The 21,866-nt window shown below is 72.8% G+C and carries 18 protein-coding genes; 3 read left to right on the top strand and 15 right to left on the bottom strand.

What is annotated here, in order from left to right:
* The 4 genes from D3105_RS19020 to rimP all read right to left on the bottom strand — a co-directional run.
* On the bottom strand, positions 1 to 463 hold a 463-nt coding region (locus tag D3105_RS19020; RefSeq protein ID WP_206272802.1), incomplete at its 3' end, for a translation initiation factor IF-2 N-terminal domain-containing protein.
* Positions 464 to 611: 148 nt separating this feature from the next.
* Entirely contained in the window at positions 612 to 890 is a 279-nt protein-coding gene (locus D3105_RS19025) for a YlxR family protein (protein ID WP_199787082.1), read from the bottom strand.
* A gap of 113 nt (positions 891 to 1,003) precedes the next feature.
* Positions 1,004 to 2,044 (bottom strand): transcription termination factor NusA, encoded by a 1,041-nt coding sequence (nusA, locus tag D3105_RS19030; RefSeq protein ID WP_006127966.1) that lies wholly within the window; start codon positions 2,042 to 2,044, stop codon positions 1,004 to 1,006.
* Positions 2,045 to 2,046: 2 nt separating this feature from the next.
* The gene (rimP, locus tag D3105_RS19035) at positions 2,047 to 2,550 is read right to left on the bottom strand and encodes a ribosome maturation factor RimP (protein ID WP_118904334.1); all 504 of its coding nucleotides are present in this window, start codon (positions 2,548 to 2,550) and stop codon (positions 2,047 to 2,049) included.
* 176 nt (positions 2,551 to 2,726) lie between these two features.
* Here rimP and D3105_RS19040 point away from each other — a divergent pair, with 176 nt between their 5' ends.
* The 3 genes from D3105_RS19040 to D3105_RS19050 are packed head-to-tail and all read left to right on the top strand — an operon-like array spanning position 2,727 to position 4,767.
* Complete coding sequence (locus D3105_RS19040; protein ID WP_118904335.1) at positions 2,727 to 3,284, top strand: hypothetical protein; 558 nt, start codon at positions 2,727 to 2,729, stop codon at positions 3,282 to 3,284.
* Positions 3,281 to 3,805, top strand: coding sequence for a ferritin-like domain-containing protein (locus tag D3105_RS19045; RefSeq protein ID WP_118904336.1), 525 nt, complete (start codon positions 3,281 to 3,283; stop codon positions 3,803 to 3,805). Before D3105_RS19040 ends, D3105_RS19045 begins: the two co-directional genes overlap by 4 nt.
* Positions 3,806 to 3,837: 32 nt before the next feature.
* Complete coding sequence (locus D3105_RS19050; protein ID WP_118904337.1) at positions 3,838 to 4,767, top strand: aminoglycoside phosphotransferase family protein; 930 nt, start codon at positions 3,838 to 3,840, stop codon at positions 4,765 to 4,767.
* Between the two features lie 63 nt (positions 4,768 to 4,830).
* Here the strand turns inward: D3105_RS19050 and D3105_RS19055 are convergent, their stop codons facing one another.
* The 11 genes from D3105_RS19055 to D3105_RS19105 all read right to left on the bottom strand — a co-directional run bounded on the left by D3105_RS19055 (position 4,831) and on the right by D3105_RS19105 (position 21,653).
* Positions 4,831 to 6,534 carry a proline--tRNA ligase gene (locus D3105_RS19055; protein WP_118904338.1) on the bottom strand — a complete coding sequence of 568 codons (1,704 nt, stop codon included), beginning with the start codon at positions 6,532 to 6,534 and terminating at the stop codon, positions 4,831 to 4,833.
* Positions 6,535 to 6,608: 74 nt separating this feature from the next.
* Positions 6,609 to 7,169, bottom strand: a complete 561-nt coding sequence (locus tag D3105_RS19060; protein ID WP_118904339.1) for a GNAT family N-acetyltransferase — start codon at positions 7,167 to 7,169, stop codon at positions 6,609 to 6,611.
* A gap of 47 nt (positions 7,170 to 7,216) precedes the next feature.
* Entirely contained in the window at positions 7,217 to 8,062 is an 846-nt protein-coding gene (locus D3105_RS19065; RefSeq protein ID WP_206272804.1) for a GNAT family N-acetyltransferase, read from the bottom strand.
* Positions 8,063 to 8,214: 152 nt separating this feature from the next.
* On the bottom strand, positions 8,215 to 9,372 hold the full coding sequence (ispG, locus tag D3105_RS19070) for a flavodoxin-dependent (E)-4-hydroxy-3-methylbut-2-enyl-diphosphate synthase (RefSeq protein ID WP_032782320.1): 1,158 nt from the start codon (positions 9,370 to 9,372) through the stop codon (positions 8,215 to 8,217).
* A 192-nt stretch (positions 9,373 to 9,564) separates the two neighbouring features.
* On the bottom strand, positions 9,565 to 10,875 hold the full coding sequence (locus D3105_RS19075) for a M50 family metallopeptidase (protein WP_118904341.1): 1,311 nt from the start codon (positions 10,873 to 10,875) through the stop codon (positions 9,565 to 9,567).
* Entirely contained in the window at positions 10,872 to 12,125 is a 1,254-nt protein-coding gene (gene dxr / locus D3105_RS19080; RefSeq protein WP_097886591.1) for a 1-deoxy-D-xylulose-5-phosphate reductoisomerase, read from the bottom strand. The genes D3105_RS19075 and dxr overlap by 4 nt, the downstream gene beginning before the upstream one ends.
* Positions 12,126 to 12,196: 71 nt before the next feature.
* Positions 12,197 to 13,438 (bottom strand): 3-phosphoshikimate 1-carboxyvinyltransferase, encoded by a 1,242-nt coding sequence (gene aroA, locus D3105_RS19085; protein ID WP_118904342.1) that lies wholly within the window; start codon positions 13,436 to 13,438, stop codon positions 12,197 to 12,199.
* A gap of 85 nt (positions 13,439 to 13,523) precedes the next feature.
* Complete coding sequence (locus D3105_RS19090; protein ID WP_118904343.1) at positions 13,524 to 15,479, bottom strand: acyl-CoA dehydrogenase family protein; 1,956 nt, start codon at positions 15,477 to 15,479, stop codon at positions 13,524 to 13,526.
* Between the two features lie 242 nt (positions 15,480 to 15,721).
* Positions 15,722 to 17,167 (bottom strand): aldehyde dehydrogenase family protein, encoded by a 1,446-nt coding sequence (locus tag D3105_RS19095; protein ID WP_118904344.1) that lies wholly within the window; start codon positions 17,165 to 17,167, stop codon positions 15,722 to 15,724.
* A gap of 241 nt (positions 17,168 to 17,408) precedes the next feature.
* On the bottom strand, positions 17,409 to 18,989 hold the full coding sequence (locus D3105_RS19100) for a PucR family transcriptional regulator (protein ID WP_118904346.1): 1,581 nt from the start codon (positions 18,987 to 18,989) through the stop codon (positions 17,409 to 17,411).
* Positions 18,990 to 19,154: 165 nt separating this feature from the next.
* Complete coding sequence (locus D3105_RS19105) at positions 19,155 to 21,653, bottom strand: ATP/GTP-binding protein (RefSeq protein WP_118904345.1); 2,499 nt, start codon at positions 21,651 to 21,653, stop codon at positions 19,155 to 19,157.
* Between the last annotated feature and the right edge of the window lie 213 nt (positions 21,654 to 21,866).

Below are 21,866 nucleotides of genomic sequence, written 5' to 3' on the forward strand. Positions count from 1 at the left end.
GACGCGGGGCCTGCGGGGCGGCCGGGCGCTCCGGTGCCGGAGCCGAGAACTCGGCGGCCGGGACCGGGGTCGCCGGGGCCGCCTTCGGCGCGGGCTTCGGGCCCGGACGGGGGCCCGCCGACGGCGCGGAGGGCGCTGCCGGGGTGCTGCTCGGGGCCTCGGCGGCGGCCGGCTTGGGGGCCGGGGCGCCGGGCTTCGGGGCAGCGGGACGTGCCGCAGCGGCCGGGGAGGGCGCTGCGGGCTTCGCGGGCGTCGCCTTACGGGGCGCGCCAGGCTTGGCAGCGGGCTTGCCGGCGTTGCCGCCGGGCCCCTGCAGTGCGTCGGTCAACTTACGTACAACCGGCGCCTCGATCGTCGAGGACGCCGAACGGACGAATTCACCGAGTTCTTGGAGCTTGGCCATGACGACCTTGCTCTCGACGCCGAACTCCTTGGCGAGTTCGTATACCCGGACCTTAGCCACTTCGCTCCTTTTAGGTCCGGGTTACCGCCGGACCGTCGCTACTTCATGGGCGTACTCATCGCGTACTCATCGAGTGCTCATCGCAATCTCGACCTACTTCCAACTCGCGAGGTACCTGACCGCACGGGGTCCCGTGCCGTTCACTTTCTTACGGTGTCACCCGTTCGACGAACCGCGTGAGTGCCGCGGTGTCGAACGGCCCCTTGGCCTTGAAGGCCCGGGGGAACGCCCGGCGGCGAACCGCCAGGTCGAGACAGACAGAGGTGGGATGCACATATGCACCCCGGCCGGGCAGCGTACCGCGTGGATCAGGGGCGCAGGCGCCCTCGTCCACCACGATGCGCAGCAGCTCGCTCTTGGCCACTCGCTCCCGGCATCCCACACAGGTTCGCTCGGGGCAAGCGCGGGCTTGCGTCCGGCCAGACACGTTTAAGTCTACCTCCCCGCACCGACCTCACCCCTTTGGGGCAAAAATCGAACGGATGTTGTCGTGATCTCAGCGGCGTGCGTCCAAGATCTATTCCCTGGAGCGGCTCCGGGTCAACGCCTTTCCGAGCGCTCCCGGGCCCGCTCGGCCCGCTCGCGGTCGGCGTTCTCCCGCTCCTCGTCCGTCTCGGTGTCCGGCCGGATGTCGATCCGCCAGCCGGTGAGGCGGGCGGCGAGGCGGGCGTTCTGCCCCTCCTTGCCGATCGCCAGCGACAGCTGGTAGTCCGGCACGGTGACACGGGCGGAGCGGGCACCGAGGTCGACGACCTCGACCTTGCTCACCCGGGCGGGCGAGAGCGCGTTGGCGACCATCTCGGCCGGGTCGTCGGACCAGTCCACGATGTCGATCTTCTCGCCGTGCAGCTCGGCCATGACGTTGCGCACCCGGCTGCCCATCGGGCCGATGCAGGCGCCCTTGGGGTTCAGTCCGGCACGGGTGGAGCGTACGGCGATCTTGGTGCGGTGACCGGCCTCGCGGGCGATGGCCTCGATGACCACCGAGCCGTCCGCGATCTCCGGGACCTCCAGCGCGAAGAGCTTCTTCACGAGGTTGGGGTGGGTGCGCGACAGCGTCACCGACGGGCCGCGGACGCCCTTGGCGACCCGGACGACATACGTACGCAGGCGCAGGCCGTGGGTGTACTCCTCGCCCGGGACCTGCTCCTGCACCGGAAGGATGGCTTCCAGCTTGCCGATGTCGACCAGGACGTTCTTGGGGTCCTTGCCCTGCTGGACGACGCCCGTGACGACATCGCCCTCGTGTCCGGCGTACTCGCCGAAGGTCTTGTCGTCCTCGGCGTCGCGCAGCCGCTGCAGGATGACCTGCTTGGCGGTGGTCGCGGCGATGCGGCCGAAGCCGGAGGGGGTGTCGTCGAACTCCTTGGGCTCCTGGCCCTCTTCGAGGTCGGCCGGGTCCTCCTTGGCCCACACGGTGACGTGGCCGTTCTCGTCGAGCTTCACGCGCGCCCGGCGGTAGCTGCCGTCGGTGCGGTGGTACGCGATGAGGAGGGCCGACTCGATCGCCCCGACGAGCACGTCGAACGGGATCTCCTTGTCCTGCGCCAAGCCCTTCAGAAGCTTCACATCGATGTCCACGGCTACGCCTCCTCTTCCTTCTTGTCCTTGCGGTTGAATTCGATCTCCACGCGCGCCTTGGCGATCTCGTCGAAGGCGAGGCGGCGGGCGGTGGGCTTGCGCCCCTTGACGCCGGGCACTTCGAGGTCGAGCCCGTCCTCGTCGACGGCGAGGATGCGGGCGACCAGCTCGCCGGAGCCGTCGCCGGTCAGCTGGAATCTGGCCAGCCGACCGGTGGCGCGTACGTAGTGGCGGTGCTCGGTCAGCGGGCGGTCCGCGCCGGGGGAGCTGACTTCGAGGACGTACTCGCCCTCGCCCATCGCGTCGGTCTCGTCCAGCTTCTGGGAGATCGCGCGGCTCAGCTCCGCACAGGCGTCCAGCTCGACGCCCTCGTCGGAGTCCACGATGACCCGCAGCACTCCCCGCCGGCCGGCCCGGGACACCTCGATCTCCTCGAGGTCCAGCTGCTGGGCGCTGACGAGCGGTTCCAGCAGCCCGCGCAGCCTCTCGCTCTGGGTGGTGCTCATCCGGGTGACTCCTCGGCCGCGTGTGCTGTTGTGGGGATCGTCGTGCGTCAGGTCAAAGGGTATCCGGTCGCCAGGGGTGTTGCCGTCCGCCTGCCGCCCGGCCGCGGGTACGCTCGCCTGCGGTGATCACAACAGGACAGATCCTGTCAGGACCGGTCCAGGCCCGAAGGAGAAACGTGCGGCGCACGGGGACGACGCGCAGGGGGGCGCTCACCGCGACGGGAGCCCTGGCCCTGGGTGCGGTGCTGACCGGCTGCGGGGGCGACGACGAAGGCGCCGGGGGGAAGCAGCCCGCGCACTCCGGCGCGCGGGCCCCCACCGCGAAGACCGAGAAGGCGCTGCGCGAGAAGGCGGTGCGCGACGGCGCCCTCCTGCTCGCCCGGTACGACCTGGTGACCGAGGCACATCCGGCCACGGCGGCGGGCCTCGAACCGCTGCGGGCGGCCGTGGCCGAACACGGGAAGGCACTGGCGCCGCCGCGCGCCGAGGACGCGCCGAGGAAGGGCGCGCCGAAGGGCGACGATGCCCCTCCGGCACCTGCCGGTCCGGTGTCGGCCGACCCGAAGGCCGCTGTGCGGGAGCTGGCCGCCGCCGAGCGCCGCCGGGCCGACGGGTACGGCGAGGCCCTGCTGACGGCCGGGCCGGAGCTGGCCCGGCTGCTGGCCTCGGTGGCGGCGGCCGCCGCGGCGCACGCGTATCTGCTGACCGAACTGGCCGAGGAGACAGCCGTATGAGCACCCGTTCGATCCGGCGGTCCGATGACGACTCCGACGCCGGCTCCCCCGAGCTGACCGCCGTCCAGGCCGCCCTGGCCGCCGAGCACGCCGCGGTGTACGGGTACGGCGTGCTCGGCGGCCGTCTCGACGGGAAGCAGGGCGCCGAGGCCCGCGCGGCGCACGACGCCCACCGGGCCCGCCGGGACGCGCTGGCGCGCACCGCCCGGGACCTGGGCGGGCGCCCGGTCGCCTCGAACGCCGCGTACGCCCTGCCGTTCGCCGTGCCGGACGGCCCCGCCGCTGTGCGGCTCGCCGCGGTCCTGGAGGACCGGATCGCGGGCGCCTACGCCGATCTCGTACGGGCCACCGAGGGCGCGCGGCGGGGGGACGCCGCGGGCGCGCTGCGGGAGGCCGCGGTGCGGTCGGCCCGGTGGCGGGGCGGCAACGTAGCCTTTCCGGGGCTCACCGAGCGGGCCGCCGGTGCGGATCCGGCCGCGACGGGCCCGGTGGAGGCCGCGGGCGCGGACGGGACGCGCTGAACCGAAGGATCCGGAAAGGGAACACACGACGTATGGGTTTCGAACCGCCGCAGCGCCTGGTGCGCGCGCTCGGTGAGATGTACGGGGACGCCGCGGCGGCCGACTGGCTGGCCGGGCTCCCCGCGCTGACCGAGCGGGCGCTCGCCGCCGAGGACGGCCTGACCGTGGAGCGGGTGGCCGCCCCCGGCGGGCGCAGCTCCCTGGTGGTCCTGGTGCGGCGGGCCGACGGGACCCCGGCCGCGCTGAAGCTCGCCCCGCCGGTCGCAGGGCCTGAGCTGGAGCGGGCGGCGCTGGAGCACTGGAACGGCTGGGGCGCGGTGAAGCCGCTGGACACCCCGGAGCCGGCCGGAGCGGCGCTCGACGCGTCCGGGGCTCTGCTGCTGGAGCGGCTGCACCCCGAGGTGTCGCTGCGCTCGCTGCCGGAGGCGAAGGCCCTGCTGGAGGCGGCGGGCACGCTGCGCCGGCTGTGGGTGGCGCCGCCCGCCGGGCACACCTTCGAGACGGTGGCCGGGCGGACCGAACGGCAGAGCGCCGGGATGCGGGCGGCTGTCGAGGCCGACCCGGAGCTGGCCCCCCTGGTGGACGCGGCGCTCGTGGCCCGGGCGGAGCTGATCGAGGGGGAGCCCGAACTCCTGCTGCTGCACGGCAACTTCCGGCAGAGCAAGGTGCTGTCCGGGGAACGCGCGCCGTGGCTGACGGTGGGCCCCGAGCCGCTGGTGGGCGAGCGCGCCTACGACCTGGCGCGGCTGGTGCGGGACCGGGCGGAGGATCTGGTCGCCTCCCCCGGCGGCCCGGCGACGGCGCGGCGGCGGGTCAAGAAGCTGGCGGAGTCGCTGGAGGTGGACCAGACGCGGCTGCACGGCTGGACGCTGTTCCGCGCGGTCGAGTCGGGCACCCGCGCGCTGGCCGAGGGGCGGCGTCAGATGGGCGAGGTGAACCTGGAGTTCGCGGGCTGGCTGTAGTCCTGCCCCGTACGACGAAGGCCCCCGCGCAACGCTTGCGCGGGGGCCTTTCCCATCGGCTGGTCAGGCCAGGTCGGCCGTCAGGCGGGCGATCGCCTCGTCGACGGTCAGCTCCTCGCGCTCGCCGGTGCGGCGGTCCTTCAGCTCCAGGACGCCGTCGGCGGAGCGGCGCCCGGCGACCAGGATCTTGGGCACGCCGATCAGCTCGGAGTCGGTGAACTTCACGCCGGGCGAGACACCGGGGCGGTCGTCGACCAGGACGCGCAGGCCCGCCGCGTTGAGCTTCTCCGAGACCTCCAGGGCCAGCTCCGTCTGGAGGGCCTTGCCCGCGGCGACGACGTGGACGTCGGCCGGGGCGATCTCGCGGGGCCAGCACAGGCCCTTGTCGTCGGCGGTCTGCTCGGTGAGGGCGGCCACGGCGCGGGAGACGCCGATGCCGTACGAGCCCATCGTGACGCGGACGGGCTTGCCCTGCTGGCCCAGCACGTCGAGCTGGAAGGTGTCGGCGTACTTGCGGCCGAGCTGGAAGATGTGGCCGATCTCGATGGCGCGGTCCAGGACCAGGCCGGTGCCGCACTTGGGGCAGGGGTCGCCCTCCTCGACGACGACGACGTCCAGGTACTGGTCGACCTCGAAGTCACGGCCCGCGACGACGTTCTTCGCGTGCTTGCCCTCCTTGTTGGCGCCGGTGATCCAGGAGGTGCCGGGGGCGACGCGGGGGTCGGCGAGGTAGCGGACCTTCTCCAGGCCCTGGGGGCCGACGTAGCCGCGTACGAGGTCGTCGCGGCCGACGAAGTCCTCGGCGGTGACCAGTTCGACGACGGCGGGGGCCAGGTGCTCGCCCAGCTTGCCGAGGTCGACCTCGCGGTGGCCGGGGACGCCGACGGCGACGATCTCGCCGTCCACCTTGACCAGCAGGTTCTTCAGGGTGGCGGAGGCGGGGACGCCCAGGTGCTCGGCGAGGGTCTCGATGGTCGGGGTGTCGGGGGTGTCCAGCTCCTCGACCGCGCCGTGCGCCGAGCCGTCGACCGGGGCGAGCGCGAAGGTCACGGCCTCGGTGTTGGCGGCGTAGTCGCAGTTCGGGCAGTCGGCGAAGGTGTCCTCACCGGCGGCGGCGGGGGCGAGGAACTCCTCGGAGGCCGAGCCGCCCATCGCGCCGGAGACGGCGGAGACGATGCGGTGGTCCAGGCCCAGGCGCTCGAAGATCTTGATGTACGCGGCCCGGTGCAGGGCGTAGGAGTGCGCGAGGCCCTCGTCGGTGGTGTCGAAGCTGTACGAGTCCTTCATCTGGAACTCGCGTCCGCGGAGCACGCCGGAGCGGGGGCGGGCCTCGTCACGGTACTTCGTCTGGATCTGGTAGAGCATCACCGGCAGGTCCTTGTAGGACGTGCACTGGTCCTTGACGGTCTGGGTGAAGATCTCCTCGTGGGTGGGGCCGAGGAGGTAGTCGCCGCCCTTGCGGTCCTTGAGGCGGAAGAGCAGGTCGCCGTACTCCTCCCAGCGCCCGGACGCCTCGTAGGGCTCCTTGGGCAGCAGGGCGGGCAGCAGGACCTCCTGGGCGCCGATGGCGTCCATCTCCTCGCGGACCACGCCTGAGATGTTGTCCAGGACCTTCTTGCCGAGCGGCAGCCAGGACCAGATGCCGGCCGCGTTGCGGCGGACGTACCCGGCGCGGACCAGCAGCTTGTGGCTGAGCGTCTCGGCGTCCGCCGGGTCGTCGCGCAGTGTCTTGATCATCAATCGGGACATGCGCTGGACCTGGGCCATGGTGAACTCCTGCTCGCGAAAGTGGTGAGCCCGAGGTTAACCGGGCGGCGCGGGCGGGCGGAAATCCATAAGGTCTAGCGCAGCAGCGGCAGGGGCGCTCCCATGACCGCGTACGGCTGCGGGGCGCTCGGGAAGACGACCTGGCGGGCCAGGTCGCGGTAGCCGAGCGAGCGGTACAGGGCGCGGGCCGGGCTGTCCTTGTCGATCGCCGAGAGGATCGACCGGGGGTGCTCGACGGCGTCGGTGATGGTGGTGATCAGGGTGCGGCCGATGCCGCGCTGCTGGTGGTCGGGGTGGACGTGGAGTTCGGTGATGACGAAGGAGTCGTCGAGCCAGCCGTCGGACCCGGTGGCCCGGAGATAGGGCTCGACGACGGTCGACCACCACTGGGTGCGGTCGTTGGGCAGCCCGTAGACGAAGCCGACGAGCCGGCCGTCGGGGGCAGTGGCGCCGAGTGCCCGGGCACGGGGGTGTTCCAGGTGCCTGAGGACGATGTGGCGGCGTACGTCGATCTCGTCCTGGCTGAGTCCGAAGGCGGCCGCCTGGACGTGCAGGGCTTCGTCGACGCGGCCGGCGAGGTCGAGGGGGCCGATCTCGGCGTCGGGTGCTGCGGGGCCTTCTGCGGGGGCTGCCATGCCGGAACCCTACTGGCCGGGGCGGGCGCCCGGGTAAGCGCGGCGGTTCAGAACAGGACGCTCATGAACGCGCCGACCTCGCGGAAGCCGACGCGCTGGTAGGCCTTGCGGGCGGGGGTGTTGTAGTCGTTCACGTACAGGCTGACGACGGGGGCGACGTCGGCCAGGGCGTAGCGCAGGACGGCGGCCATGCCCGTTTCGGAGAGGCCCTTGCCGCGGTGTTCGGGGGCGACCCAGACGCCCTGGATCTGGCAGGCCTGGGGGGTGGCCGCGCCGATCTCCGCCTTGAAGACGACCTTGCCGTCGTCGATGCGGGCGAAGGAGCGGCCGGTGCTGATGAGTTCGGCGACACGGGCCTGGTAGAGGAGGCCGCCGTCGCCGGCGAGCGGGGAGATGCCGACCTCCTCGGTGAACATCGCGACGCAGGCCGGCATCAGGACCTCCACCTCGTCCTTGCGGATGCGACGGACGAGCGGGTCGGGCGTGACGTCGGCGGCCGGGCGTTCGGTGACCATGAGGGGCTGGTTGCCGCGTACCTCGCGGGCGGGCCCCCAGCTGGGTTCGAGGAGCCGCCAGAGCTGGGTGGTGGGTTCGGCGGGGCCGACGATGGAGGAGCAGCGGCGGCCGGCCCTGCGGGCCCGGTCGGCGAAGGCGCGGACGGCTTCGGGTCCGGCGCAGATGGGGACGAGGTTGGCGCCGGAGTAGCACAGGGAGCGGAGCCTGCCGTCGGCGTACCAGCCCCACATCTCGCCGCCGAGGCGCCAGGGGTCGAGCCCCGCGACCTGCACGCGGGACGTCACAAAGGCGTTGGCCACGGGCTCGCTCTCGAGGATGGCGAGTGCGGCGCCGAGGTCGCTGGGTTCGAGGACCCGGGTGGTGGTCTGCGTCAACACGAGGGGGCCTCACCATACGGTCTGCTGATTTCCGCACTGTAACCGACAAACCTCTCGAACACCGCTGGAGTCCGGGAGACGGTCCCCGGAGACACCGTCGCCCCGCCGGGCACGGAGCCCGGCGGGGCGGCGATGGTGCGGAAAGGTGCAGGTCAGACGCCGATGGAGACCTGAGGTTCGCCGGACGCGATGCCGTCCTTCTCCATCTGCTCGGCGATCTTCAGGGCCTCTTCGATGAGGGTCTCGACGATCTTCGACTCGGGGACGGTCTTGATGACCTCGCCCTTCACGAAGATCTGGCCCTTGCCGTTGCCGGAGGCGACACCGAGGTCGGCCTCGCGGGCCTCGCCGGGGCCGTTGACGACGCAGCCCATGACCGCGACGCGCAGCGGGACCTCCATGCCCTCCAGGCCGGCGCTGACCTGGTCGGCGAGCTTGTAGACGTCGACCTGGGCGCGGCCGCAGGACGGGCAGGAGACGATCTCCAGGCGGCGCTGCTTGAGGTTCAGCGCCTCCAGGATCTGCAGGCCGACCTTGACCTCCTCGGCCGGCGGGGCCGAGAGGGAGACGCGGATGGTGTCGCCGATGCCCTCGGAGAGCAGGGCGCCGAACGCGACGGCCGACTTGATGGTGCCCTGGAACGCCGGCCCGGCCTCGGTGACGCCGAGGTGGAGCGGGTAATCGCTCTGGGCGGCGAGCTGGCGGTAGGCGTTGACCATGACGACCGGGTCGTTGTGCTTGACCGAGATCTTGATGTCGCCGAAGCCGTGCTCCTCGAAGAGGGACGCCTCCCACAGGGCGGACTCGACGAGGGCCTCGGGGGTGGCCTTGCCGTACTTCTTCAGGAGCCGCGCGTCCAGGGAGCCGGCGTTGACGCCGATCCGGATCGGGGTGCGGGTCTCGGAGGCCGCCTTGGCGATCTCCTTGACCTTGTCGTCGAACTGCTTGATGTTGCCCGGGTTGACCCGGACGGCCGCGCAGCCGGCGTCGATCGCGGCGAAGACGTACTTCGGCTGGAAGTGGATGTCGGCGATCACCGGGATCTGCGACTTCTTCGCGATGGTGGCGAGCGCGTCGGCGTCGTCCTGCGTCGGGCACGCGACCCGGACGATCTGGCAGCCGGACGCCGTCAGCTCGGCGATCTGCTGGAGCGTGGCGCCGATGTCCGACGTACGGGTCGTCGTCATCGACTGCACGGAAACGGGCGCGTCACCGCCGACCGCGACCGTGCCGACCTGGATCTGTCGGCTGACCCTTCGGTCGGCGAGCTTGGTCGGAACGGCCGGCATTCCGAGAGAAATCGCAGTCATGCGCTGTGCATCCCCAAGGTGTGGATCAAGGTCCCGAGATCGGCGGGCTCCAGGCTTCGAGGTTACGGCACCGGAGCCCGGGCGGACGCACCCGTGTCGACATGTCCACCCCTCGGTGACCGGCCGGACACGACGTGTGTGCCCGGCCGACACCTGTGGGACAGCGGGGACGGAAGGGGTGCGAGGAGACGGTCAGCTGATTTTCACCGGGTTCACGATGTCGGCCACCAGGACCAGCAGGGTGAAGCAGATGAAGAGTCCGGCGACCACATAGGCGACCGGCATCAGCCGGGCCACGTCGAACGGGCCCGGGTCGGGGCGCCGGAAGACCTTGGCCACGTTGCGCCGCAGCGACTCCCACAGAGCGCCCGCGATGTGCCCGCCGTCCAGCGGGAGCAGCGGGAGCATGTTGAACAGGAACAGCGAGAGGTTGAAGCCGGCGAGCAGGAACAGCATCATCGCGACCTGGTTCTGCGCCGGGATGTCGAGGTTCATCACCTCACCGCCGATGCGGGCCGCGCCGACCACGCCGACCGGCGAGTCGTCGGCCCGTTCGCCGTCGCTGAAGGCCGCGTCCCACAGGGCCGGGATCTTGGAGGGCAGGGCGATGATGGAGTCGACGCCGTTCTCGATCATGTCGCCCATGCGGACGACGGAGTCGCCGAAACCGAGCGGCACGATCTCGGTCTGGGCGGCGAAGCCCAGGTAGCCCGCCTCGACGAACTTCTCGGGGATGACCTCGCCGTTGCTGTCCTTCTTGGCGACCTCGTTCTTGAGCAGGACGGCGTTGAGCGTGACCTCCTTGCCGTCGCGTTCGACGACGATGGTGGCGGGGCCGATCGTCTCGCGGATACGGTCCGAGAGCGTCGCCCAGTCGTCGACCTTCGTGCCGGCGAAGGCGACGATCTTGTCGCCCTCCTGGAGTCCGGCGGCCTTGGCGGGCGAGACGGGATCCTTCGGCGCGCACTTGTCGCGGTTCTCGCTCTGCGCGATCACGCACTTCTGGACGCCGCCGACCTCGGTGGTCTGGGTCTGGAAGCCGAAGGTCATCGCGACGCCCATGAAGATGGCGACCGCGAGGACCAGGTTCATGAAGGGGCCGGCGAACATGACGATGACGCGCTTCCACGGCTTGCGCGTGTAGAAGAGGCGCTTCTCGTCGCCCGGCCGGAGTTCCTCGAAGGCGGCGGAGCGGGCGTCCTCGATCATGCCGCGCCACGGGGAGGTGGAGCGGGCTTCGAGGCGGCCGTCGGGTCCCGGCGGGAACATCCCGATCATGCGGATGTAGCCGCCGGCCGGGATGGCCTTGATGCCGTACTCCGTGTCGCCCTTCTGCTTGGACCAGAGCGTCGGTCCGAAGCCGACCATGTACTGCGGGACCCGGATGCCGAACATCTTGGCCGTGGAGAGGTGGCCCAGCTCGTGCCAGGCGATGGAGAAGAGCAGGCCCACGACGAAGACGGCGATCCCCAGGACCGTCAGCAGGATCGAGGTCAGACTCATGCGTGCGCCTCCGCTGTCGCTTTCGCCGAGAGTTCCCGGGCCCGTGCGCGGGCCCACGTTTCCGCTTCGAGGACGTCCGCGACGCTGAGCGAGGTTCCCGGGGCGGGGGTGCCGTGTTCGGACACCACAGCCGTGACCGTATCCATGATTCCGTTGAAGGGCAGCTGCCCGGCGAGGAAAGCGTCGACGCACTCCTCGTTGGCCGCGTTGAACACGGCGGGTGCGGTGCCGCCGAGGCCGCCGACGTGCCGGGCGAGACCGACGGACGGGAAGGCCTCGGTGTCCAGCGGGAAGAACTCCCAGGTGGAGGCCTTCGACCAGTCGAAGGCGGGGGCCGCGTCCGGGACCCGCTGGGGCCAGCCGAGACCGATCGCGATGGGGCCGCCCATGTCCGGCGGGGTGGCCTGGGCGAGCGTGGAGCCGTCGCTGAATTCCACCATCGAGTGCACGTAGGACTGCGGGTGGACCACGACCTCGATCCGGTCGAACGGGATGTCGTAGAGGAGATGCGCCTCGATGACCTCAAGACCCTTGTTGACCAGGGTCGCGGAGTTGATCGTGATGACCGGTCCCATGGCCCAGGTCGGGTGGGCGAGCGCCTGCTCGCGCGTGACGTCGGCCAGCTCCTCGCGTGTACGGCCCCGGAAGGGTCCGCCGGAGGCGGTGACGACGAGTTTGCGGACGTCGGCGCGGGTGCCCGCGGCCAGCGCCTGGAAGAGCGCGGCGTGCTCGGAGTCGACCGGGATGATCTGGCCGGGGGCGGCGAGCGCCTTCACCAGCGGGCCGCCGACGATCAGCGACTCCTTGTTGGCGAGGGCGAGCGTGCGGCCCGCCTTCAGCGCGGCGAGGGTCGGGGCGAGCCCGATGGAGCCGGTGATGCCGTTGAGCACGGTGTGGCAGGCGCTCGCGGCGAGGGTGGTGGCCGCGTCGGGTCCGGCGAGGATCTCGGGGAGCGGCTCGCCGGCCCCGTACTGGTCCCGCAGCGCCTCGCGCAGGGCGGGGACCGCGTCCTCGGCGGCGACGGCGACCGTGTCCACGCGCAGCCGGCGGGCCTGCTCGGCCAGCAGGGCGACCCGGCCGCCGGCGGCCGAGAGCGCCGTGACCCGGAAGCGGTCGGGGTTGCGCAGGACCAGGTCGATGGCCTGGGTGCCGATGGACCCGGTGGAGCCGAGGATCACGAGATCCCGGCGGCCGTCCGCGGCGTCGAAGAGGAGATGCGGATCGGCGAGGGGGGCGGGGCTGTCGCTCATGCCCCCATTGTTGCCGCTCCGGCTGTGTGCGGGGACAGCGCGTCCCGGGTGAGCCGGTCCCGCGACCTCTTTCAGCGCCCTTCGAGGTCGTGGGCGAAGTCCGCGAACACCTCGTGGAAGCGCGGGAACGTCTTGCGTACGCAGCCGGGGTCGTCGTACGTCAGACCGGGTGTGCGCAGTCCGGCGACGGCGAAGGACATCACGATGCGGTGGTCGCCGTGGGTGGCGATCTCGGTGGGCTTCGGCGTGCCGGGGTGGATCTCGATCCGGTCCGGGCCGGTGTGGACGGTGATGCCCATGGCGCGCAGGTTCTCGGCGCACGCCTCCAGCCGGTCGCACTCCTTGACCCGGGTGTTGGCGACGTCCTCGATGATGACGGGCCCGTCCGCGTACGGCGCGATCGCGGCGAGGGTCGGCATGGTGTCGGAGATGTCGCGCATGTTGACGGTGATGCCGCGCAGCCGGCCGGAGGAGCGGACGGTGGTGGCGTCGGCGCCGACGCCGACCTCGGCGCCCATCTCCCGCAGGACGTCGACGAAGCGCAGGTCGCCCTGGAGCGCGCCGGTGCCGAGGCCGGGGACGGTGACCTCGCGGCCGGTGAGGGCTGCGGCGGCGAAGAAGTAGCTCGCGGTGGAGGCGTCGGGCTCGACGGCGTAGGCGGTGGCCCGGTAGCCGCCGGGAGGGACGGTGAAGGTGTTCCCCTCCCGCTCCACCTCCACACCGAAATCGCGCATCATCGCGAGGGTGATCCCGACGTACGGCGCGGAGACCAGCTCGGTGACCTCGATGCGCAGGCCCTTCGCGGTGAGCGGCCCGAGCATCAGCAGCGCGGTGAGGTACTGGGACGACTCCCCGGCGTCCAGAGTGAGTTCGCCGCCCTCGATCCCGGCGGCGCGCACGGTCAGCGGGTGGTGCCCCTCCGCTCCCCCGTGGCGCAGGTCGACGCCGAGGGCGGTGAGGGCCCGGGTGAGCGGGGCGAGCGGGCGGCGGCGCATCTGGGCGGAGGCGTCGAAGCGGTACGTGCCGGAGGCGGCGGCCGCGACGAGGGTGGGCAGGAAACGGGCGGTGGTCGCGCCGTCGCGGCAGTACACGTCGGCGTCGCCGGTGGCGGGCCCGGCCGGGCGCCCCTGGACGCGCCAGCGGTCGGCCTCCTGCTCGACCGCGTAACCGAGGCTCTTCAGGCCTTCGGCGAACCCCTCGGTGTCGTCCGAGCGCAGCGGCCGCAGCAGGGTGGTGGTGCCGTCGGCGGCGGCGGCCAGGAAGAGGGCGCGGGCGGTGACGGACTTGGAGCCGGGGATGTCGATGACGGTCACGGCCCTCATCCTGCCCTGCGGCGGGCGGGTCGTACGGGGTGCGTCCGGTGCGTGGACGCGGTGGACGCACCCCGTACGACTGTCCCTAGCGGACCGGCCGGTGCTGGTTCTCCTGGACGGAGGGGCCCGGGGTGGCGTCCGCGATCCAGGGGCCCTCGCCGCTCGGGTCGATGACGCCCTCTTCCAGCCAGGTGTACGTCCCCGACAGGACGCCGTCGACCACGCGCCGGTCGAGGTCGTCGGTGTTGGACCACAGGCGGGTGAACAGTTCCTCGACCCGGATGCGGGCCTGCTCGCAGAAGGCGTCCGCGAGCTGGTAGGCCTCGCGGCCGTGCTCCCCCGCCCCGCGCAGATGCTCGGCGCGGACGCAGGCGGCGCTCATGGCGAAGAGTTCGGCGCCGATGTCGACGATCCGGCCGAGGAAGCCCTGTTTGGTCTCCATCCGGCCCTGCCAGCGGGACATGGCGTAGAAGGTGGACCGGGCGAGCTTGCGCGAGCACCGCTCGACGTACCGGAGGTGGCCGGAGAGGTCGCGGTGCCCAGCCGGATGGAACTCGGCGTACGTACGCGGCAGTTGACCTGGTCCGGCGACGAGTTTGGGCAGCCAGCGGGCGTAGAACCCGGCGGCGTTGGCGCCCGCCTTCGCCTTGGCGGAGAGCGGCTTGTCGGGATCGATGATGTCGCCGGCGACCTTGAGGTGGGCGTCGACGGCCTCGCGGGCGATCAGCAGGTGCATGATCTCGGTTGAGCCCTCGAAGATCCGGTTGATCCGCATGTCCCGGAGCATCTGCTCGGCCGGTACGGCCCGCTCCCCGCGCGCGGCCAGCGACGCGGCGGTCTCGAAGCCGCGGCCGCCGCGGATCTGGACCAGTTCGTCGGCGATCAGCCAGCCCGTCTCGGAGCCGTACAGCTTGGCGAGGGCGGCCTCGATGCGGATGTCGTTGCGGTCCTCGTCGGCCATCTGCGAGGAGAGGTCGACGATGGCCTCCAGGGCGAAGGTGGTGGCCGCGATGAACGAGATCTTGGATCCGACCGCCTCGTGCCTGGCGACGGGCCGGCCCCACTGCTCGCGTACGGCGGACCATTCGCGGGCGATCTTCAGCGACCACTTGCCGACGCCGACGCACATCGCGGGCAGCGAGAGGCGGCCGGTGTTGAGGGTGGTCAGGGCGATCTTCAGCCCGGCCCCCTCGGGTCCGATCCGGCAGGCGCCGGGCACCCGCACCTGGTGGAAACGGGTGACGCCGTTCTCGATGCCGCGCAGGCCCATGAAGGCGTTGCGGTGCTCCACGGTCACGCCGGGGGCGTCGGCCTCGACGACGAAGGCGGTGATGCCGCCCGGGTGCCCCTCGGAGGCGGGGACCCGGGCCATGACGACGAGCAGATCGGCGACGACGCCGTTGGTGGTCCAGAGCTTCACGCCGTCGAGGAGGTAGTCCGGCCCGTCGGGCACCGCGGTGGTGGCGAGGCGGGCCGGGTCGGAACCCACGTCCGGCTCGGTCAGCAGGAAGGCGGAGATGTCGGTGGTGGCCAGCCGGGGCAGGTAGACGTCCTTCTGCTCCTGGGTGCCGAAGATCTTCAGGGGCTGCGGTACGCCGATCGACTGATGCGCGGAGAGCAGCGCGCCGATCGCGGGGCTGGCGGAGCCGACGAGAGCGAGCGCCTTGTTGTAGTACACCTGGGTGAGTCCGAGGCCGCCGTACTTGGTCTCGATCTTCATCCCGAGGGCGCCGAGCTCCTTGAGCCCGCTGATCACCTCGTCGGGGATCTTCGCCTCGCGCTCGATGCGCGCGCTGTCGATGTGCGTCTCGCAGAACGCCCGCAGCCGCGCCAGGAACTCCTCGCCGCGCCGTATGTCGTCGGGCGGCGGCAGGGGGTGCGGATGGATCAGGTCGAGCCGGAAACGGCCCAGGAACAGCTCCTTGGCGAAGCTGGGCTTGCGCCAGTCCTGCTCCCGGGCGGCCTCGGCGACCCGTCGCGCTTCGCGTTCGGTGACCTTGGGGGCCTGGGGGACCTGAGGGGTGTTGTGTGGTGCGGACATGAGGGACCTCACCTCGCCACGCGTGACCAGGGGGGATGAGCCGCCCGGGACGCACGGACTGCTAGTCGCTGCTTACTGGTCCGTATGTAACCCGTGTACCCGTGGTTCGGCACCCGCACCAGTCCCCGCGCACGAACACGCGGACGGCCCGAACCCCCGCACAGTGGGTTCGGGCCGTCCGTTGCGCGCCCCCGCCCGCACCCGCTGTCCAGGCGGGGGCGCGGGCGGGGTCGTCCGGGGTGTTACAGGGCGAGGCCGGTGAGGACCAGGACGCGCTCGTAGGTGTAGTCGTCCATGGCGTAGCGGACGCCCTCGCGGCCGACGCCGGACTGCTTGGCGCCGCCGTACGGCATCTGGTCGGCGCGGTACGAGGGGACGTCGCCGATGATCACGCCGCCGACCTCCAGGGCGCGGTGGGCGCGGAAGGCGGTCTGGAGGTCGTGGGTGAAGACGCCTGCCTGGAGGCCGTACTTGGAGGAGTTGACGGCGGCGAACGCCTCGGCCTCGCCGTCGACCTTCTGGAGCGACATGACCGGGCCGAAGACCTCTTCGCAGGAGAGCGTGACGTCGTCGGGGAGCGAGGCGAGGACGGTCGGGGCGTAGGTGGCGCCGTCGCGCTTGCCGCCGGTGAGCAGCTCCGCGCCGCCCTGGACGGCCTCGTCGACCCAGGACTCGACGCGCTTGGCGGCGTCCTCGCTGACGAGGGGGCCGACGTCGGTGGCGGCGTCGGCCGGGTCACCGGTGACGAGGGCCTCGACGGCGGCGACGATCTTCGGGACGAGGCGGTCGTAGACGGAGGCGTCGGCGATGACGCGCTGCACGGAGATGCAGGACTGGCCGCCCTGGTAGTTGGAGAAGGTGGCGATCCGGCCGGCCGCCCAGTCCAGGTCCTCGTCGGAGGTGTAGTCGCCGAGGACGACCGCCGCGCCGTTGCCGCCGAGCTCCAGGGTGCAGTGCTTGCGGGGCACCGACTCCATGATCGCGTAGCCGACCGGGCCCGAGCCGGTGAAGGAGATGACCGGCAGCCGCTCGTCCTGGACCAGGGCGGGCATCTTGTCGTTCGGGACCGTCAGGACGGACCAGGACCCGGCCGGGAGGTCGGTCTCGGCCAGCAGCTCGCCCAGGATGAGAGAGGAGATGGGGGTGGCCGGGGCCGGCTTGAGGATGATCGGGGCGCCGACGGCGATGGCCGGGGCGACCTTGTGGGCGCTGAGGTTCAGCGGGAAGTTGAAGGGCGCGATGCCGAGGACGGCCCCGCGCGGGAAGCGCCGGGTCAGCCCGAGGCGGCCGGTGCCGCCGAGGTCGGTGTCGAGCCGCTGGGCGTCTCCGCCGTTGAAGCGGCGGGCCTCCTCGGCGGCGAACCGGAACACGGACACGGCCCGGCCGACCTCGCCGCGGGCCCACTTGATCGGCTTGCCGTTCTCCGCCGAGATCAGCTGGGCGATCTCCTCGGTGCGCTCCGTGAGCCGCCGTACGACGTGGTCGAGGGCTGCCGCCCGTACGTGCGCAGGGGTGGCGGCGAACTCGTCGCGTACGGCGTGGGCGGCGGCGACGGCCTCCTCGACCTGGGCGTCGGTCGGCACGCTGACGGTGCCGACGAGGCGTCCGTCGTACGGGTTGGTGACGTCGAAGCTGTCGGCACCGGTGGCCCGGCGGCCGGCCACCCAGAAGGCGTGGGGCGAAGTCATGGAGGTTCCGGCCCTTCGGAGGTCGTGAGTTCGGAGGTCGTGAGGAGGTGGGGGTGTGTCACGTCGTGGGCGCCCGGAAGGCTCCCCTCTGTGGTCCCACGGTAGGGCGGGGAGACGCTCAGGGCGTTTGTCCGGCGTGGAGCGGAGCGGGGGCCGGGTGCGCCGAATTGGCGGAAGGGGTGCGCGTGGAGCGCGGTGCGCCCGCTCGTCGGACGGCGCTCGGGCCCTTGACGGGTGGCGTTCAGTCCTCGGCGGGCGTGGTCGCCGCCGTCGCCTTGAGGGCGAGCCACAGCTCCATGCGGACGTCCGGGTCGTCCAGCGAGCGGCCCAGGATCTCCTCCACGCGGCGCATCCGGTAGCGCAGGGTGTGCCGGTGCACGCCCAGGTCGGCGGCGGCGGCATCCCACTGGCCGTGGCGGGAGAGCCAGGCGCGCAGGGAGGCCACGAGGTCGCCGCGCCCCTTGGCGTCGTGCTCGTGCAGGGCGCGGAGCATGCCGTCGGCGAAGGCCCGTACCGCGTCGTCGGCGAGCAGTGGGAGGACCGAACCGGCGGCCAGCTCCTCGTGCTCGACCAGGGCCCTGCCCCGGCGGCGGGCGACGGAGAGGGCCTGTTCGGCCTGCTTGTACGCGGCGGAGACGGCGATCGGGCCGGCCGGGGCGGAGAGTCCCACCACGATGGTGCCGTCCTCGGCGCCGCCGTCGCGCGGGGCGCGGTCGTCCTGGGCCTCGGCGTACGCCGCGCAGGCGGCCACGGCGGCTCCGCCGTCGGCGGCGAGCACGACGACGCGTTCGCCTTCGCCCTCGGGGACCAGGAGCAGCGCCTCGCCGCTGCGGGCGGCGGCGGCCTCCATCGTCTCGATGAGCGGTTCGGGCCCGGCGGGTGCGGCGGCCTCGGCGATGAGCAGCCGGAACGGGGCGTCGAGCAGCCCGCCGTAGAGGTCGCCGGCGACGGCCCGGGCGTGGTCGGGCTGACCGGCGAGGAGCATCCGCAGGACGGCGGCGCCGAGGCGTTGCTCGGCGCCCTGGAGGGAGCGGGAGCGGGCGGTGGTCAGGGTGAGCAGGGCGACGGCGGAGTGCACGGCGTACCGCTCGGCGGTCCCGAGCGCCGCTCCCGTACCGACGGCGAGTGCGCCGCGCGCCCGGCGGCCGGTGCCCAGCGACTGGAGCTCCACCCGGTCCTCGCTGTCGGCCACGACGATGCTGGCGGGGGCGGGTCTGTCCCGGAGGCGTTGGACGTCGGGGGTGAGGGCGGCGGCGCGGCGGGCGGCCCAGTCGGGGGCGGCCGCGAGCACCGCGCCGGAGGTGTCGTACAGGGCGGCCCAGCCGTCGATGTGGGCGGCGAGCCGGGCGAGGAGGTCGGCGGGCCCGTCCCCGGCGAGCGCGGCCTTCGTCAGCTCGCGCTGGGCCTCGAAGCCGGCGGTGACCGCGCGGTACTGGTCGGCGGCGATGGCGGCGGAGACGGCCTTGCTGATGGCGAGGAACGGGGTGCGGCGGGGCACTTCGAGGAGCGGAAGGCCCGCTTCCTCGGCGGCGTCGACGAGCGCTTGCGGGATGTCCTCGTAGTTCACCCCGACCGCGAAGCCGACCCCGGCGACTCCGGCCCCGGCCAGCCGCCGTACGTAGCGCCGCATCGAGTCGGCGTTCTCGGCGTCCAGGTTGGTGGCGGTCACGAGGAGGAGTTCGCCGCCGTCCATGTACGGGACGGGGTCGGCGAGCTCGCTGGCGTGGGCCCAGCGCACGGGGGTGCCGAGCCGGTCCGCGCCCGCCCGCACGGTGAGCTTGAGCGCCGAGTGCTGGACGAGCGAGGCGAGCGTGGGGGGCATGGGCCGGGAACCCTCGGGGTCGGGGATGAGGTCGCGGGCGCCGTACGGACGACCGGTCCCCCGGCCGTGACGGTGGCCCCGCATTTCGCCGTCCCGTATGAACGGCTCCCTCCGATTCTGCCAGGCTGGCAGGGTGCCGGTAACCGCTGTCCGTCGACCGTCGCGTTACTTCCGGGTAGCCGTTCGGGTCGTCTCAGCCGTCGAGGTGGACGAGGAGGGGGGTGCGTGCTCCCCCTGGACGGTGGTGAGGGAGAGCACCGCATGTCCGGCCGGGACCGCGTACGCCAGCTCCGAGGCCGACCAGCGCTCCCGCTCGACCTGCCGTACGGTCACCGCGTCCGTGGTCACGGCCTTGCCGGTGACGAGCTTGCGCAGGGCGTGCAGGGCGCGGGTGAACGGCTGGTCGGCGAAGACCGTGTGCTGGGCGACCTCGCGGGTCTCCACCCATTCCTTGCCCCAGGCCTCGGCGAAGCGTTTGCCGTCCCACGTGGTGATGCCGGAGAAGGCCGCCGTGCAGCCGACCGCGCCGAGCAGCGGGGTGTGCAGGGCTTCGGGGACGTCGTCGACGGTACGCAGGGCGAGCACCGCCCCGGCGTTGACCGAGCGCAGCCGGCGGATGCCGCGGACGGTCTCGGCGGTGACGGCATGGGTCGCGTCGTCCAGGACGAGGCAGACGAAGAGCGAGGTGTCGGTGCGGGCGGCGGTGATCGCGGTGAACTGGGCGAGGAGCAGCCGGGTGAGCAGCCGGGACGCCTCCGCGTGGCCGCGCTCCGGCAGGTCGACGCGGACCCGCAGCGGGTGCTGGCCGAGCGCGCGCAGTTCGAAGGGGCGGGCGTCCTGGCCGGTGGCGAAGAACCCGGCGAACGTGGGCCGGTCGAGCAGGGCCACCCGGTCGGCGAGGGCGGGCGCCGGGTCGCCGGGGCCGCCCGCCTGCCGGGACCGCGCGTCCAGCTCGCGGAGCATCGCGTGGTGGCCGGCGGCTTCGAGCGAGGCGCGGAGCCCGGCGAACGCGGCCGGTGTGCCGTCGAGGAGTTCGCGGAGTTCGGGCACGGAGGGGAAGTGACCGTGGGCGGCGCGGTACGGGCCGAGCAGCTGGGCGAGGACGGTGGCGGCGCGGCGGCTGTCGAGGCTGCCGACATCGCCGACGAGCCCTTCGGCGAGGACGGCTGCCGCCTCGTCGGGGTCGGTGGTGCCGCCGTACAGGTCGATGTCGTGGGCGGAGCCGGGGTGGCCGACGCGGACGACGACGTCGAAGGCCTCGTCCGGGCCGAGCGGCTCACCCGCCCCGCCGACGGCGAGGACCGCCGCCTGTCCGGCCAGGGCGCGCAGGGCGAGCGCCTCGACGACCGGCCGGACCAGCCGGGCGGACTTCCCGGCGCCGGGCGGTCCGACGGCGAGCAGGGAGGTGCCGAGCAGAGCGGGGTCCAGGGCGAGGCCCGTGCCCCGGCGGACGTAGGGGTTGTGCGGGTCGTCGGCGCACCGGCCGATCCTGACCTGGCCGGTGAGCACGTCGTGGCGGGCGGTGCGCCGGGGGAGGTCACGGTGGCCGGAGGGGTGCAGGGCGGCGGCCCCGCCGGTCCGCAGGACGGACTCCGCGAGGGCGCCGAGCCGGTCGGGCCGCCGGGTGGCGAGATGCCAGGCGTGGCGCAGCCGGGCCACGTCCAGGTCGTTCATGCGGCCGGTGCGGACCTCGGCGGTGAGCGTGTCCGCGGCGTCGGGCCAGCCCGCGGCGCGCAGCTCGGGCCACTGGTCGGCGGAGGTCGTGGTGGCGGGGGCCGCGGTATCCGCGGGCGTGTCGGCGGAAGTGCCCCGGCGTGCGGCGATCAGTTCACGCCAGCGGCCGAGCCGGGCGAAGGGCCAGAGGACGGCGGCGGCGATCAGCCCGTAGATCACGTTGACGACGGTCTGGCTCTGGTAGATCTCGCCGCCCGCTACGGAGGCGACGAGCACCAGGACCGGGCGGACGACCGGGAGCGTCTCCTTCCAGACGAGCAGCTGGGTCAGGCCCGCCGCGGTGGCGGCCGCGAGCGCGAGGAAGGGCTGACCGCGCTCCGCGACATGGCGGCGGAAGAGCTCGGAGAAGTTGCCGATCCGGCCGCAGCCGTAGGCCAGGAGACCGAAGAGAATCGCCTCGTACACCGTGAGGGCGTCGCTGCCCTCGATGGTGCGGGGGCCGCCGGAGGTGCCCGGGTTCCACCACTCCCCCGGGGTGAAGAGCTTCAGCGGGACGAGGCGGTAGGGGAGGTAGCCGTTGCGCCACAGCGACCACAGCAGCAGCGCGGAGAGCAGGGCGATGAGGGCGCCGACGAGCAGCGACCGGTCGGAGACCCGCTCGGACTCCTCGGGCGGGGGCGGGGTGTATCCGTACCGCCAGACGCCCGGTTCCTGCTGCGGGCGGGGTGTGCGCAGCCAGGCGTCGACCGGGGCTCCGGGGGCGGGCTGCTCGACGGGTGGGGCGGACGCGGACCCCGCGCGCCACTGCTCCGCCGGGGGGCCCGGGTGGCGGTCGGCCTGGTTCCGGTCGCCCGGATACGGGTCGGCCGGATGCGTGCCGGTGGCGGGGTGCGGTACCCGCGGCGGATGCGCGGGCGGTGGCGGAACGGCCGGTCCGGGGGCCCTGTCCGCGCTCGGTCCCCGTACACCCCGCGTGCCGTCGTCGTCCATGAACCACTGCCCCCTTGACCTGCCGGTCCGTCCGCTGCCCCGGTCAATCTAGTGCGCACACACGGTGAGTTCAGCAACGCGCCCGGATAGTGACCGTCGGGCCCACCGTGAACCCGGCCCGCGCCGACAAGGCGAGCGGGTCCCCCACACCTGCCCCCACCTGTCCGCCAAGGACAAGGACACACCCCCCACCACTCCCGATCGGAGCATGCC

Origin of the sequence: Streptomyces globisporus (assembly GCF_003501885.1) — a bacterium.
Lineage (GTDB): Bacteria > Actinomycetota > Actinomycetes > Streptomycetales > Streptomycetaceae > Streptomyces > Streptomyces globisporus_D.